12 protein-coding genes are annotated in these 15073 nt (G+C 45.7%); 7 read left to right on the top strand and 5 right to left on the bottom strand.

Annotated elements, in window-relative coordinates; genetic code table 11:
• Positions 1-182: 182 nt before the first annotated feature.
• On the top strand, positions 183-3335 hold the full coding sequence (locus M5J74_RS02285; RefSeq protein WP_106167889.1) for a hypothetical protein: 3153 nt from the start codon (positions 183-185) through the stop codon (positions 3333-3335).
• A 166-nt stretch (positions 3336-3501) separates the two neighbouring features.
• On the opposite strand, the gene mnmH is transcribed toward M5J74_RS02285, so the two are convergent.
• Positions 3502-4563 carry a tRNA 2-selenouridine(34) synthase MnmH gene (gene mnmH, locus M5J74_RS02280; RefSeq protein ID WP_106217227.1) on the bottom strand — a complete coding sequence of 354 codons (1062 nt, stop codon included), beginning with the start codon at positions 4561-4563 and terminating at the stop codon, positions 3502-3504.
• 114 nt (positions 4564-4677) lie between these two features.
• On the opposite strand from mnmH, the gene M5J74_RS02275 reads away from it, so the two are divergent.
• Positions 4678-5670, top strand: coding sequence for an aldo/keto reductase (locus M5J74_RS02275; protein WP_106217228.1), 993 nt, complete (start codon positions 4678-4680; stop codon positions 5668-5670).
• A gap of 52 nt (positions 5671-5722) precedes the next feature.
• On the opposite strand, the gene M5J74_RS02270 is transcribed toward M5J74_RS02275, so the two are convergent.
• Positions 5723-5860, bottom strand: a complete 138-nt coding sequence (locus tag M5J74_RS02270; protein ID WP_181245386.1) for a hypothetical protein — start codon at positions 5858-5860, stop codon at positions 5723-5725.
• Positions 5861-5956: 96 nt separating this feature from the next.
• Positions 5957-7597, bottom strand: a complete 1641-nt coding sequence (gene prfC / locus M5J74_RS02265; protein ID WP_015152511.1) for a peptide chain release factor 3 — start codon at positions 7595-7597, stop codon at positions 5957-5959.
• Between the two features lie 104 nt (positions 7598-7701).
• On the opposite strand from prfC, the gene M5J74_RS02260 reads away from it, so the two are divergent.
• From M5J74_RS02260 to hemB, 3 genes are all read left to right on the top strand, one after another.
• On the top strand, positions 7702-8043 hold the full coding sequence (locus M5J74_RS02260; RefSeq protein ID WP_015152510.1) for a DUF4870 domain-containing protein: 342 nt from the start codon (positions 7702-7704) through the stop codon (positions 8041-8043).
• A 100-nt stretch (positions 8044-8143) separates the two neighbouring features.
• Entirely contained in the window at positions 8144-9112 is a 969-nt protein-coding gene (locus tag M5J74_RS02255) for a hypothetical protein (RefSeq protein WP_015152509.1), read from the top strand.
• Between the two features lie 123 nt (positions 9113-9235).
• A complete protein-coding gene (gene hemB / locus M5J74_RS02250) occupies positions 9236-10216 on the top strand; it encodes a porphobilinogen synthase (protein ID WP_015152508.1) in 981 nt (326 codons plus the stop codon).
• 176 nt (positions 10217-10392) lie between these two features.
• On the opposite strand, the gene M5J74_RS02245 is transcribed toward hemB, so the two are convergent.
• Positions 10393-12018 (bottom strand): iron uptake porin, encoded by a 1626-nt coding sequence (locus M5J74_RS02245; RefSeq protein WP_250015197.1) that lies wholly within the window; start codon positions 12016-12018, stop codon positions 10393-10395.
• A 322-nt stretch (positions 12019-12340) separates the two neighbouring features.
• On the opposite strand from M5J74_RS02245, the gene M5J74_RS02240 reads away from it, so the two are divergent.
• Both M5J74_RS02240 and M5J74_RS02235 read left to right on the top strand, forming a co-directional pair.
• Positions 12341-13333, top strand: coding sequence for a metal ABC transporter substrate-binding protein (locus M5J74_RS02240; RefSeq protein ID WP_106169412.1), 993 nt, complete (start codon positions 12341-12343; stop codon positions 13331-13333).
• A gap of 6 nt (positions 13334-13339) precedes the next feature.
• Entirely contained in the window at positions 13340-14149 is an 810-nt protein-coding gene (locus tag M5J74_RS02235) for a metal ABC transporter ATP-binding protein (RefSeq protein ID WP_250015195.1), read from the top strand.
• Between the two features lie 121 nt (positions 14150-14270).
• Here the strand turns inward: M5J74_RS02235 and M5J74_RS02230 are convergent, their stop codons facing one another.
• Positions 14271-14843 (bottom strand): DUF2808 domain-containing protein, encoded by a 573-nt coding sequence (locus M5J74_RS02230; protein ID WP_015152503.1) that lies wholly within the window; start codon positions 14841-14843, stop codon positions 14271-14273.
• Positions 14844-15073: the final 230 nt, after the last annotated feature.

Here is a 15073-nt window from a genome sequence, read left to right as displayed (position 1 = left end):
TCGCCTCAGAAGTAAATCTGAATTCATCCCACTACAGGCAGAGCTTTCAGACTTGGGGTGGATGTTTGACGCTGTTAAATGCAGCATTTTTAAGCTACGGGGTTAAATAGTATTTTTAGCTCCTATATTTCCTCCTCACATTGTATTTAGACGCTCAGCACAGCACAAAAGAAGGAAAAACCATGTTTCAGAATCCAGAAATTTTACTGGGACTATATAAACCTTTCTCCTGGCTGGCACAGTTAACTCCACCAGATGGGGGTGTGACGACACCAGCAGAGGCAGCGTTTGTATTTTCGGGTCCGAGATTTTTTGTTGCTTTAATATCAGGAGTGATTCTTGCCTTTGCCGTACAACTTGTATTAACAAACCTCTCTGTGGCTGCTGGGATTTCCTATTTAGGACGGCAATCAGACTCAGATTCAGGTAGCAGCGAATCTGGGAGTGTGGGGGGAACGATCCGTAAAATTGGTACGGCAGTAGGTATTTGGACGTTAATAACTGTCAGCATTGCTCTATTCATCGCTAGCTTTCTTGCCGTTAGTTTAAGCCTGCTGAGCGTAGATGTAGGACTGGGAGCAGTTCTCGGTCTAGTGATTTGGGGAGCTTACTTTTTACTGCTGGTGTGGGTTAGTTCCACCACAGTCGGTTCCTTGGTTGGTTCTGTCGTGAATACGGCAACCTCGGGTTTTCAAGCAATTATGGGAACGGCTACCGCTGCTATGGGAGCAAAAGCTGTCAATCAGCAAGTCGTACAGACAGCAGAAGCGGCAGCTGCGGCGGTGCGGCGAGAACTAGGTAGCGCGATCGACCCGACGACAATTCGCGAGAACCTGGAAGATTATATAGACATGCTGCGTCCGCCAGAGATGGACACGACAAAGATTAGAAGAGAATTTGAGACAATTTTACGCGATCCGCAACTGGCAGATCTTGCCGGAACCGATGACTTGCGGAATATCGATCGCCAAAAGTTTATCGATCTCGTCAGCAGCCGTACCGATTTATCAAAACGTGAAGTCAATAAAATTGCCGATCAGTTAGAAAGCGTCTGGCGGGAGGTGGTGGCGAACCAACAACCCAAACGCGATCGCATGGATGAGTTGATCGAATACCTCAAGTCCGTGCAGCCGGGACAAACTAGGACGGACGAGTTGAACGCCAAGATCGATCGACTCACAGAAGAAATGCGATCGTCTAAGCAAGCCGACCAAAGACAAGCAGACCAAGCCGACAAAGCCACCGCAGGTCCAGTACAGCAAACGCTGCAAACGGGAATCAACACCCTGATGGGAATGGTGATGGGACGTGCCGATCTATCAGATTTAGATGTGGAGAAGATCTTGCGATCGCTCCTCACGGCTAGAGATAAAGTCACCGAGGGAGTAGACAAGGTTGCCACTCAAACAGGAATGAAATCTGCTGAAGTTCCCTACACGACCATTAGGGCGGATGTAGAAAACTACCTGCTCAACACTTATACTTGGCAATTAAGTCAAGACAGGATGGATCGGGAATTCCGCGACGTTCTCTACGATCCAGCAGCCGATCCACGAGCAGTCCGGCAACAGATCGAGCAACTTTCTCGCAACGATTTTGCCCGATTGTTGCAACAAAAGGGAATGCTGACCCAAGCTCAAATTCAAACTATAGCCGATCGCTTGGAACTGATTCGTCAAGATGTCTTGACCACAGTGAGAGGTATTGAAGAAAGGGAAGCCGTCCAAGAACTCCAGCACCGTGTAGAGAGTTATCTACTGACAACGAGTAAAGCAGACTTAACTCCAGAAGGAATTGAGCGTAACTTCAAACCGTTATTAGAAGACTCGGATGTCGATTACGAAACTCTTGGTTTGCGTCTAGCTAGGTGGGATCGGGACTCGTTGCGACAAGTCCTATTGCAACGTAACGATATTACCCCAGAAGAGATAGAGCCAATTTTAGATCGGTTGGAGGCACAGCGCGAAAAAGTCTTAGTTGAGTCTAAAGGACTGGCAGACCAGGCAAAATATCAAGCTGAAACCCTGTGGTTGAACTTGGAATCTTACCTGCGCAACACTGGCAGAGATGAATTGAATCCCTACGCAATTGAGGCTGAACTGAAGACTTTACTAGAAGATCCGCAAGCGGGGATGGCAGCACTAAGGGCGCGGTTGTCTCGCTTCGATCGCGAAACCCTGGTACAACTGTTAAATCAGCGCCAAGACTTGAGCGAAGAACAGATCAACCAAGTTATTAACCAAGTTGAGGGGTCTTGGCACAACGTGCGGGTTGCACCGCAAGTTTTGGTGGGTAAAGCGAAGGAACAATACGACTCGGTGACGAATGCGATCGCCGATTACCTGCGCAACACTGGTAGAGAAGAGTTGAATCCAGAAGGAATTCAGCGCGACTTTCAGCGCTTGTTTGCCAATCCGAAAGAGGGATCGGCAGCCCTCAGAAGGCGCTTGTCTCACGTAGATCGAGAAACCCTGGTGAAGTTATTGAGCCAGCGGCGCGATTTGAGCGAGGAGCAAGTCAACCAAATTGTCGATCAAATGCAAACTTCGATTCGGGATATTATCAAAGCGCCCCGTCGTCTGGCAACTCGCACGCAACAAAGAGTTCAGAGTTTCCAAACTTATTTGGAAGAGTATTTACGTCATACAGGTAAAGACGAACTCAATCCAGAAGGCATTAAGCGGGATTTGTCTTTGTTGTTACGCGATCCGAAAGTAGGAATTGAGAGTTTGAGCGATCGCTTGTCTCACTTCGATCGCGAGACGTTAATTGACTTGTTGAAGATGCGGGGTGATATGTCCGATGCGGAAGCAGCTAGAACTGTCGATCAGGTATTAGCTGTACGCGATAATTTTGTCGATCAGGTACGAGCCATTCAACGGCGGATTCAAGATGCGATCGACAGCGTATTCGAGCGCATTCGCAGCTATCTCAATTCGCTCGATCGCCCAGAGTTGAATTACGACAGCATTCAGAGGGATATGCGCAAGTTATTTGACGACCCGCAAGCTGGGTTTGATGCTTTGCGCGGACGGCTATCTTCGTTTAATCGAGATACTTATGTAGCGATTTTGAGTTCTCGCGAGGATATTTCGGAGGCGGATGCGAATCGAATTATCGATCGAATTGAGTCGGCGCGTAACAACGTGCTGCAAAGAGCAGAACGCATTCAGCACGAAGCACAGAAGCGATTGGAGCAAGTAAAAGAACAGGCAGAAAAGCAAGCGGAAGAGACGCGCAAGGCGGCGGCTTCAGCTGCTTGGTGGTTGTTTGGTACGGCAACAGTTTCGGCATTCTTTGCTGCTTTAGCAGGTGCGATCGCTGTGGCGATTTAAATAGCTTAGGTTATGGTTGAGCCTCTCACTCCGGTGAGGGGTTTTTTTATCAGTGCTGAAGGCACTAGTCTTGAGTAAACCACAGATCTGTAGGGGCGCACAGAGAAAGCGCCCCTACAAATGTCACGCACGCAATCGAGAATTGCTATGAAATGGAGTAAAAAGATTAGTCTTCAGACAGTGAGAGCAACTTATTTAGAACATGCTCAATATTGATATCGGATACATCTGACATAAACAAAGACTTTTCTACATTGGCATAGTCTCTTTGTATAGAGCAAGAATAGGTTGGATCGTAGTGAAAAAGGAGTAATTCTTTAACGATATCTTCTCTTTTTCCAGCATCGATCAACTGAAACCAATAGTTTAATTTTTGTTTTCCATATCTAGACTTTAATTTTGCTAGTTTAGTTTTTAAGAACTCAGAGTGAGTTTCTAAATATGGGTATTCTCTTAAAAGAAATGCAACTCTACTATCTATAGGTAGCTGAATTTCTATACACTGAGATTGCTTCATTTTTTGCCATAGAGGTAGAGGTAAATAAATTTTTCCAATTTTGTTACTTTCTGATTCTATCCATACAACTCGATCGCGATTGAATTTATGTAATTGCTGTAAGAGCAATGATTCAAAGTACTTCTGTGAGGGTTGAGGAGTCGGTTGTAGTTGCCATTCTTCACCGAGTAAAGAACCGCGATGGTTGGCGATCGCCTCTAAATCTAAAACCTGGATGCCGCGCTGTTGTAACCTACGTAAAATCAGCGTTTTACCGCTACCTGTAAAACCGCATAAAACTTTATAGGTAAATTGAGTTGGGAGTTGCTCTAACTGTTGCCGCACGTAGGCGCGATAAGTTTTATACCCACCTTCCAAGACGGTAACTCGCCAACCAATTTGTGCTAGTACCGCAGCCATACTATTAGAACGTTGTCCGCCGCGCCAGCAATAGACTAACGGACGGTAATCTTTGCCTTTATCTGCAAAATGCTGTTGGAGATGCTGAGAAATATTTTTAGCTACTAGTGCTGCACCAATTTTACGCGCCTTGAAAGGATTGATTTGTTTATAAATCGTCCCCACTTCAGCACGTTCGGTATCATCTAGTACTGGAAGATTAATAGCACCAGGGATGCGATCTTCTGCATATTCGCTCGGGGAACGAACATCAATAATTTCGCTGTAGGTTTCTGTCCAGGGTTGCTGGGTATAAATCGGAGAAGGTGGCATTCCAGTCAAATTTTATCTATTTTGATTGTGCCATTTTTAGAAGTTTTACTTTGCTACCATACGAAGAGATATTCGTTGCCCTCAGTGTCTTGCTGAAAATTTAAGGAGCTAATAATGACAGATAAGACCACTCGGCGCAATTTTTTGCTTACTGGTGCGGCTGTAGCAGGTGGAATTATTGGTAGCACGGCGCTACAACAAAATCAAACTGATAGCGCTCAGTCTACGGCACAAAATACAGCGGCTAAATCGACGGGAAAGATGCCAGAAAGGGTACTGGGACGCACAGAGATTAAAGTTCCAATTTTCGGCTTAGGCGGAGCAGGACAAACGCCTCTATCTTGGCAGGGAAAAGAAGGGGATGCAGTCGCAATAATTGAAAAAGCGATCGCATTAGGTATTCGTTATTTTGATACTGCGGCAAATTACGGTCCGAGTGAAGATTATTTTGGTAAAGTCTTGCCATCTCACCGAAAAAATATATTTCTTGCTAGTAAAACAGATGCTAGAGATCGAGATGGTGCATGGCGTGAATTGGAGCGATCGCTCAAACGTCTCAATACAGATCGATTAGATTTATGGCAAATGCATCATGTCTCTTTTACTGAAGATTTAGAGACTATTTTCGGCAAAAATGGAGCAATTCAAGCTGTCGAAGAAGCAAAAGCCCAAAAACTCATTCGCTTTGCGGGAATTACCGGGCACCACGATCCTAATATTATTGCTGAAGGTTTGCGCCGCTATTCATTTGACGCGACTCTAATTCCCGTCAACGCAGCAGATAAACACCATCCACGTCCCTTTCTTCCTGTGGTTCTACCAGTTGCAAGGGAGAAAAATGTTGGTGTAATTGCCATGAAAGTTCCGGCTTACGGTCGCTTATTCAAACCTGGTGGGTTAGATGGGATGAATCAAGCATTAGGATATGCTATGTCTCAACCAGGAGTGCATTGTTGTGTTGTGGCAGCAGAAACGATCGCTCAATTAGAAAATAATGTTCGTGTGGCTCAAGCTTTTCAACCTTTATCTAAACAGGAATTAGCGGCGATCGAGCAACGCACTGCTGCTATTTGGGAGGATAATACCTTCTTTCGAGCATGGACGTAAGAATTCGGAATTCGGAATTCGGAATTCGGAATTAAGCAGAAAGTTGTAATTGTTAAATTTTGCACCATTTACAAACTAATTTGCCATCAATGGGAAACCATTGAGCGACTAATTTACCTTTTTGTTGAGTAGGATTGAATTGTTGTTGGGTTGGTTGAACTGCGGTTTGGGAAGTTGCGATCGCTTTCATAAATAAACTCCTGTTAGAAAGATTGAATTGGATAACAATCTTTCTATACGGAGCAGGTGCGATCGCTATGCAGTCGAGACGTTACATGTAAAGTCTCTACAATTCTCCGTTGCGATCGCTTGCACTCACAGAAGTTAAGGGCGCAATTTTACTTAATTTCAAATCTGGGTGGTCTGCTTCGAGTTGCTGGCAATTCCACTCGTTACGAAATAACAACACGGGACGATTGAGGGAATCTTTCACCGTCATGGTGTTAAAGATCCGCCCTACTTTTTCTAAAGCTTCCCAACCATCAACTACCCAACGAGTGACAGTGTAAGGCAATAAGTCTAGTAGCGTCTCAACTCCATATTCGTTTTGCAAGCGGAACTGTACCACTTCAAATTGTAATTGTCCTACTGCTGCTAAAATTGGGTCGCGCTTGGATTCATCCACTGAATACATAATCTGGACTGCGCCTTCTTCTCGCAACTCGGACACGCCTTTTTGAAATTGCTTAAATTTAGAAGGGTTGGGGTTTCTCATCACGGCATACAGTTCGGGAGAGAAAGAAGGAATACCTTCGTACTCTAGCTTTTGTCCTGTATAAATCGTGTCGCCGATCGCAAACATGCCTGGATTATTTAAACCAATCACATCACCGGGATAGGCTACATCAATCGATTCGCGGTCTTGAGCAAATAATTTTTGGGGTCTTGACAAACGGATCGTTTTACCAGTGCGGGCATGGTTTACCGTCATATCTTTTTCAAATTTACCCGTACAGACGCGAATAAACGCCACGCGATCGCGGTGTTTCGGGTCCATATTTGCCTGAAGTTTGAACACGAAACCCGAAAATTCTGGATAGGAAGGAGCGATTTCACCCATACTGCTAACACGGGCATAGGGTTTGAGGGCGTAGTCCAAGAAGGCATTTAAAAACAACTCCACGCCAAAATTTGTCATGGCGCTACCAAAGAATACCGGAGTCATTTTGCCTTGGTGGACGAGATCTAAATCTAGTTCCGATCCCGCTTCTTCTAAAAGTTCTATATCCTCTTTCAGTTGGTAGTAAAGGTCTTGTTCCAACAACTGCTCGATGCGCGGATCGCCCAAATTAACGATCGTATCCGCCGCCGCTTTGCTACCGTGAGCCGTCCGTTCAAATAAGTGGATCTGCTGCGTGCGACGGTCGTATACACCCTTAAAGCGATCGCCCATACCAATAGGATAGTTGACCGCATAAGTCTGCAACCCTAATTCTTTCTCAATTTCATCCAACAGCGATAGTGGTTCTCTCCCAGGACGGTCGAGTTTATTCACAAATGTAAAAATGGGTAGCGATCGCAGTTTACAGACTTCAAATAATTTGCGCGTCTGCGGTTCCAAACCTTTCGCAGCGTCGATCAACATCACCGCATTATCTGCTGCTGCCAGGGTACGATAGGTGTCTTCGCTAAAGTCTTGGTGTCCTGGCGTATCTAGCAAGTTGATCTGAGCGTTGTGATATTCAAACTGCAAGACTGTTGAGGTGATAGAAATTCCCCGCTGCTGCTCCATTGCCATCCAGTCAGAAGTTGCCTTGCGCTGCGCTCGTCGCGCTTTGACGGCTCCTGCTTCGTGAATTGCTCCCCCGTACAGCAATAACTTTTCTGTTAGTGTAGTTTTACCTGCGTCTGGGTGGGAGATGATGGCGAAATTGCGTCGCCGCTCCACCTCTGTTTGTAAATCTGCTTGTAGGTCGTTGGAGATCATTGAAGCTTAGCTGTAGGATGTAACAGGAAGTAAAAACCAGAGTCTAGCAGAATCTAATTTACCTTTATTTAGGATAACAATCTGCAACTGAGGAATGTGTTTGTATGTACGACCCTGACAAGCGGAAACTGCTATCGGCGATTAGCCACGGAGCAATCTTTTTCAGTACCACTCTGGTATCTGTTGGTATCCCCATCGCGGTTTTATTTGTCTCCGACGATCCAATCGTCAAGGAAAACGCCAAAGAAGCGATTAATTTTCACTTAAATGTCTGGTTTTGGGCATTAGTTATTGGCGTGCTGGTGACGATCAGCTTTGGTTTATTATTTCCTTTAGCTGGACTGGGATTTTTAATTCATTGGGGATTAACTATTCTGGCGATCGTCAAAGTCTTGAGTCATCCTGACGAGTCTTTCCGCTACCCTTTTATCGTGCGGTTGTTATAAATTTCTGACAAAGATGAATTGCCAAAAATCTTTCTTTTCCTAAATTTGCCGCATAGCACCTGAAGCAATAGTCAGAGAGCTTTAAGTCATAGGTGCGTCAATGGCTACTGACTATATTCTGTTCATTCATGGCGTTAACACTCGCGAACAGCAGGCACAGCCAAGCTATGCCAACGATTTGATTAAATTGCTCGATCGGGCGATCGCGTCCCATGCACCGACGCTCAATCCTAAATATATTCCGCTTTACTGGGGTGACACTCTATTTGACGAACAACAAAAACGTCTGGATAAGTTCCGCGCCTCTAGCCAGTGGAAGCGTCTGTGGTTTCGCAATTTCCGCTCCACACAACTGATGCAGTTTATTGGGGATGCAACATTATATATCAACCGTCATGTTGGTGCTAAAGTTGTTGAGGAATTGGCACGGCAAATAGAAGCGAATTTACCTTCACAACCCCAGCTAGACGATCGCTTGCATATAGTGGGTCATAGTTGGGGGACGGTAATTTTATTCGATATTCTGTTTGCAGGACGTTGGGATCTTCCTAATGTACCAGGTGGCGATCGCGTCCGCACGATCCGCCAGCGAATTTTTGGTGTAGCACCGGAACGCGAACGGGGTATCCGCCTTGCTAGCATTCACACGCTGGGTTCTCCCATTGCTTTATTCAATCTGATCGATCTCGTACCTGATGCGACGACGGGACTCGGTGATACTTACGATATTGCCAAGAATTTACAAGAGCTACTGCAAACCTTGTATCGAGAGCGCAGACAGCAGCCTTTACCTTGGTACAATTTCATTCACCCCAGCGATCCGTTTGCTTGGACGCTGAAAGAGGTGATGCAGGAGGTGGTAGGTAGCGGTTTAGTTGAAATTGAAGATGTCATTACCAGAGATACCGATCTTACCGATTTGCTGATGCTGCCTTTTCGCCAAACTCCTGTATCTTTGTTAATTAATGGTGGCGATGCTCATGCTAGTTATTGGCGCTGTCGAGATGTGGTGCAAAAAATGAGTAGCGCGATCGCTTCTAATAGATTGAAACAACCTGCGATCGCATAGAGTTCGTTTAATATCCTTAATATTTTTAACAACAGTTACTCATTCTGTCAGTAGGGCGATCGCGGCGTAATATACTTCAAGATCTGAGCGCTACATCTTCTCAAGCTGTCATAATACAACGTCATGTTTCCAATTCATCGCCCTCGCCGCTTAAGAACTCATCCCCAACTGCGCCGGATGGTGCGGGAAACGGTTTTATCTAAAAACGATTTAATTTATCCTCTATTTGCCGTTCCTGGTGAAGCATTTGCCAAAGAAGTCAAATCGATGCCAGGAGTCTACCAGTTATCTGTAGACAAAATTGTGGAGGAAGCCAAAGAAGTTTACGATCTGGGTATCCCGTCGATTATTCTATTTGGCATTCCTGAAGATAAAGATACCGATGCAACTGGAGCTTGGCACGATTGCGGGATCGTCCAGAAAGCTGCAACTGCTGTCAAAGAAGCAGTACCAGATTTAATTGTGATTGCCGACACCTGCTTGTGCGAGTATACCAGTCACGGTCACTGTGGCTATTTGCAAACAGGCGATCTGATGGGACAGGTTTTGAACGATCCTACCTTGGAATTACTCAAGAAAACAGCAGTCTCTCAAGCTAAAGCTGGAGCTGATATTATCGCACCTTCGGGAATGATGGACGGATTCGTGCAAGCGATCCGCGAAGGTTTAGATGCAGCAGGATTCCAAGATACGCCGATTTTATCTTATGCGGCGAAGTACGCTTCAGCTTATTACGGACCCTTCCGCGATGCTGCCGATTCTACACCCCAATTTGGCGATCGCCGCACGTATCAAATGGACCCAGGAAACGCCCGCGAAGCGATTAAAGAAGTCGAACTCGATATTGCTGAAGGGGCAGACATGCTGATGGTGAAGCCTGCTTTGGCATACATGGACATTATCTGGCGGGTGAAGGAAGCGACCAATTTACCTGTAGCCGCCTACAATGTCTCTGGCGAGTATTCGATGGTGAAAGCCGCTGCCCTCAATGGCTGGATCGACGAACAGCGGGTCGTTATGGAGACTCTGACAAGTTTTAAACGGGCGGGGTCGGATATGATCTTGACATATCACGCGAAAGATGCTGTGCGTTGGCTAGATTAAATAAAAATGTAGAGGAATGACATGTAACGTCTCTACATTTTGCGATCGAACGTTTGCAACACATTTGTAGGGGCGCACAGCTGTGCGCCCCCTACTACCGTCAATCTTTTCAGGGCAGGTTTATTTAGTTCTTCGTGCGTTTACAGAGATTATTGGTGAACCCGCCCCTACCTTACCTAAAAACTAAATGTCGTCCGCAGCGCGCCGATGATGGCATCATCGTTGTCGTTATTAAATCCAGGTGCAGTAATCCAAATTACGCCTGGAGTAATGGCAATGTTATCCGTGAGTTGATATTGATAGAATCCTTCAATATGGAAGGAAGTATCTTCGTCCTCCGCAACTTCAGCAACAGTAGAATCTTCCACTTTTGGTTCCATACCAAAGACAAAACCCAGGAGACTGCCCTCTTTGCCGAAATCTGGAAAACCTAAAGTAACGGCGTAGTTCCAAATTTCTAAACCGCCGCGATCGAATGCGCCATTCACTGTAGAAAGCAAAGTCGTTCTCGTGTAGCCAGCCCAACCACCAACGACAATGCCATCGCTTAATTGCCAAGATAGCTGTACGCCGTAGGCATTGCTAGAAGTCGGCACATCTGGTGCGTCGTCGCCTTGTCCGATGATTTGTCTGCTAGCAAAGTAATCGGCATCGAATTGATTAAAAGTGGCATTTCTGCTACCCGTACCTGTATCGTCAGCACGGTAGGAATGAACGTAAGTCAAACCTAACTTTAAGCGATCGCTCGGCTTAAATAAGACTTGTCCGATCGCCGCATAGGGACCGTTAAATAAGCCACTACTATCAGCTGGATCGTTTCCTTCGGCTGCCAAGTATCCTAAACTGATCTCGAAGAGATCGCCTAATTGATGTTTAATGCCCAAGCCTGCACCATCACCTAAGTTGTAGATGGGATTGCGCGTGCCATACAGAGACAATGCCCCTGAATCACCATCTCCATCGAATAGCGTTACTGTATCAGTAAAATCATAGAACGCCGCACCAGCCGCAGCTAGGGTAACTTCTGTACTCTCACCAAGGGGGAAAGTGTATTCTAGAGTTTCTAGACCAACATCGTTATCCGGTTCTTCTTCATCTTGGGCGCGGGTGAAAGCTAAATCTCCTTCTGCCGTGCCTGTAATCCCAGCGTATCCCCTAAAGTTGCCCGCCGAGATGAGCGTGTACAGTAAATCTTTTCCGGTAAAACTAGTACTGAATTCTAGTCTGGCTCTGTCTGTAAAGATAGTATTGTCTTCTACTTCCTCACCAGTTTCAGCATTGTCGCCGCCGAAAACATCCGAGACTGCGGCAACAACAATTCCACTTAGTTTGGTGGTGGTAGAAAACTGATTTGCTTCTAATTCAGCGGTTGCTGCTTCTAAGCTATCAACTCGACCGCGCAAGGTAGCAAGTTCTGTGCCAAACTCTTCTTGTAACTTTTGTAGGGTAGCCAAGTCTTCTTTGGTCACTAAGTCTGTTGTTGCCGTAGCAATCAACTCGTTGACTCGATCCAAACAAGCATTTAATCCCGCCGCGAACTCGTATCTCGTTAAGGCTCGATTACCGCGATACGTACCATCAGGATAACCTGCGATACAACCGTAACGCTCAACCAAAGATTGCAATGCCTGAAAAGCCCAGTCAGTTGGTTGCACGTCTGATAACTGGGAAACTGAAGTCACCTGCGCCATAGTATTGCTAGTCTTTGGATTCGCTGCGGCAGGGAACCACGGACTGCAAGCTAATATAGTTGCAAAAACTACCGGACTAGCCAAAAGCGATCGCCACAAGCTTTTATTCATGATTTACTTTCCTCACACCAAGATGTTGCTCTCTCATTGCAGTCATGACAACGGCTGAAAACGAAAGTCTGCAACTTTTTCTCAATAGTTTGACAGAAAACCAGCTACTTTGGCTGCATTTTTTCAACAATTTTTTATTTGAATTTTCTATCTTAGGGGGGATGCTAACACTGTTCGTAATTGCTGGTGAATCACAATTTATACTCAACAGCGACTCGCTACTGAGATCGGTACATAAGAAGGTGATATTGATTCTCATTGTAGTTGTAAAATAGACTTCTGGTTCAAACTCAACCCTTTAGCCAATGCCAGGAGAAAAATTGTGAGCCGCTGCTACTTGAGATATCGGGGTGGATGGCAACTCAGCCTACCCTTGATGTCACTCCTACTGTCATCAATTGTTACAGGCTGCAATAACCAAGCAAGTTCGCCGCCACCTGCGCCTCAAGTTGAGACAGTTGCTTCGCCGTCGGATCGGTCAAAGGTAGTGACGACATTTTTACCGATGTACTGGTTTACCAAAGCAGTAGCGGGAGAGGAGGCGCAAGTAGAAATTTTAGTCCCGCCTGGTACGGAAGTCCACGAATATCAAGCAACACCAGCTAACGTGCAGGCGATCGCCACGGCTGATGTTTTAGTCAAAAACGGTTTGGGCTTGGAGGAATTTCTGGAAGATACGGTAAAAAATGCGGGTAACTCCAAGTTGAAACAAGTCGAAGCAAGTCAAGGAATAAAACCTGTAACAGAAATCTCCCCAGTGGAAGAAACCACTTCAGAAGAAGAACACGGACACGGACACGAACACGCTGAGGGTAATCCCCATGTCTGGCTCGATCCCGTCTTGGCGCAAAAACAAGTCAATAACATTCGAGATGGCTTAATTGCTGCCGATCCGCAAAATAAAGCGACTTACACCACTAACGCCGCCAACTACATCCAACAGTTGCAGGCACTCGATCGCGAGTTTAGGCAAAGGTTACAAAAATATCCTAACTGCACGTTTGTCACCTTCCACGATGCCTATCCTTATTTGGCACAACGTTACAAACTCAAACAAGTAGCAGTAGTAGAAATTCCCGAAGACCAATTATCGCCCCAGGATATTCAAAGGGCGATCGCGGCAGTGAAAAAATACAACGTCAAAGCGGTGTTTGGCGAACCAGGGACAGATAACAGGTTGCTAAAAAATCTTTCGCAAGATTTAAACCTGACTTTCAGACCTCTCGATCCTCTGGAGACAGGAGAGACGAATCCCCAATATTATTTCACGGCAATGAAAGCCAACCTCAAATCGTTGGAAGCGGGTTGTCAGTAACTAATTGTGAATCATTCAGAAATAACTAGTAACAAATACCCGATTCTGAAGGTAGAAGACTTAACAGTTTACCAAGGAAACTATCTCGCCGTCCGCGATGTTTCCTTTGAACTGATTTCAGGGACGGATACAGCGATTGTCGGTCCCAACGGCGCGGGGAAAAGCACCCTCGTACAAGCATTATTGGGAATAATTCCCTATGCTGCGGGCAAAATTGAAATTTTCGATCGCCCCATAGGACGCTTGGGGAGATTGTGCCATCAGATCGGCTACATGCCGCAAAATTTTATCTTCGATCGCAGTTTTCCGATTTCTGTCAGCGAATTAGTTGGGTTGGGATACGTGGAGAGACAACAGGGTAGGGGCGCACAGCTATGCGTCCCTATAATAAATTCAATGCATCCTCGACCGGAGAGAAAAAAAGAGGCGATCGACCGAGCATTAAAACGAGTTAACGGCTACCATCTGCGCCGACAGGCAATTGGTAGCCTCAGTGGAGGTGAATTAAAACGGGTGCTGCTAGCGTATTGTTTAGTAATGCCACGGCAGTTATTAATCTTGGATGAAGCTTTTGCAGGTGTAGACGCGCAAGGTGCAGCCGATTTTTACAACTTATTAAACGAACTCAAACAACAGGAAAATTGGACGGTATTGCAGATCTCTCACGATTTAGATATGGTCAACCATCACTGCGATCGCGTTCTCTGTCTCAACCAAAGCCTAATTTGCACGGGTACGCCCGAAATTGCCCTATCTCCACAAAACTTACTAGCAACTTACGGTCCCAACTTCAGCCGCTACCATCATCGGCATTAGAAAAGTCAAAAGTCAAAAGTCAGAAGTCAAAATGGAGGGAGTTACTCTTGAGCTGAGAGAGAAAACAACTACCAATTACCAATTACCAACTACCACTCTTCGCTGATAACTGATAACTGATTCAAAAAATGTCTCTACTCCCACCGTTGTTGTAGAAATGTAACCGACCGAAGCCCATGAATTGACTGCGGACTTTTTCCCCTGGCGGAAAAGCGGTGACACCAAATAGATAAACTCCAGAAGTTGTGGGATTCGCTCTTGGTCTGAGCCCGATTGTAATGGCTCTACCTGGGGGAATTGGCGGATCGAAATTGACTGTCACCGTTCGCGTTTCTCGATCGTGGGTGACTTCGCCTAATTTAATTTTGTCACCGCGATCGCGGCGCGTGCCAACAAATGCGCGGGTATCATCGAGCCTATAGCGAATATTGTCTGCGCCTTCCTTTTGATGAATCGTTACCCGTTGTAAGGGTTCGCTTGCTGCTTTGGGAATGGCGATCGTGAAGTAGTAAGTTGCGCCCCAGACGCTGACGCTATCAAAAGTGGTTGTTGCTTCCAGTAGATCTGGCGGTTGTACGAAAGCAACTGAACCGTCTCCTAGCTGCACGGCTTGTACGGTTGAGGGAATTACTCCACCTAAACCCAAACCTACCGCGATCGCGGTTCCCAACAATCTGATAATTTGTCTCACCATATTATCTACCTGTAGATCGGGGAGTCGTAGGGGCGGGTTTAGCAACAGATTTACGAGTTATGGCAATAAATCCACGTTCAAAACCCGCTCGTACAGAAGTCGAGAGAAGAGAGCTGAGGGTGAACAACCAATTACTCGTTACCCATTACCCATCACCCATTACCAACTATCAACTTTATTGTAATATTTCTTATTTTAAAAATGAAAAACAATTTCTTCTTATTAATTCT

The sequence above is a fragment of the Chroococcidiopsis sp. CCNUC1 genome (genome assembly GCF_023546805.1).
Taxonomy (GTDB): Bacteria; Cyanobacteriota; Cyanobacteriia; order Cyanobacteriales; family Chroococcidiopsidaceae; genus Chroococcidiopsis; species Chroococcidiopsis thermalis.
Note: the sequence above shows the minus strand (reverse complement) of the source record. Positions and strands in the feature narration are given on the sequence as shown.

Coding starts and splice junctions, on each gene's coding strand:
- M5J74_RS02245 (WP_250015197.1), bottom strand. CDS start 12,018: ATGAATAAAAGCTTGTGGCGATCGCTTTTGGCTAGTCCGGTAGTTTTT.
- M5J74_RS02255 (WP_015152509.1), top strand. CDS start 8,144: ATGGCTACTGACTATATTCTGTTCATTCATGGCGTTAACACTCGCGAA.
- prfC (WP_015152511.1), bottom strand. CDS start 7,597: ATGATCTCCAACGACCTACAAGCAGATTTACAAACAGAGGTGGAGCGG.
- M5J74_RS02230 (WP_015152503.1), bottom strand. CDS start 14,843: ATGGTGAGACAAATTATCAGATTGTTGGGAACCGCGATCGCGGTAGGT.
- mnmH (WP_106217227.1), bottom strand. CDS start 4,563: ATGCCACCTTCTCCGATTTATACCCAGCAACCCTGGACAGAAACCTAC.
- hemB (WP_015152508.1), top strand. CDS start 9,236: ATGTTTCCAATTCATCGCCCTCGCCGCTTAAGAACTCATCCCCAACTG.
- M5J74_RS02260 (WP_015152510.1), top strand. CDS start 7,702: ATGTACGACCCTGACAAGCGGAAACTGCTATCGGCGATTAGCCACGGA.
- M5J74_RS02275 (WP_106217228.1), top strand. CDS start 4,678: ATGACAGATAAGACCACTCGGCGCAATTTTTTGCTTACTGGTGCGGCT.
- M5J74_RS02270 (WP_181245386.1), bottom strand. CDS start 5,860: ATGAAAGCGATCGCAACTTCCCAAACCGCAGTTCAACCAACCCAACAA.
- M5J74_RS02285 (WP_106167889.1), top strand. CDS start 183: ATGTTTCAGAATCCAGAAATTTTACTGGGACTATATAAACCTTTCTCC.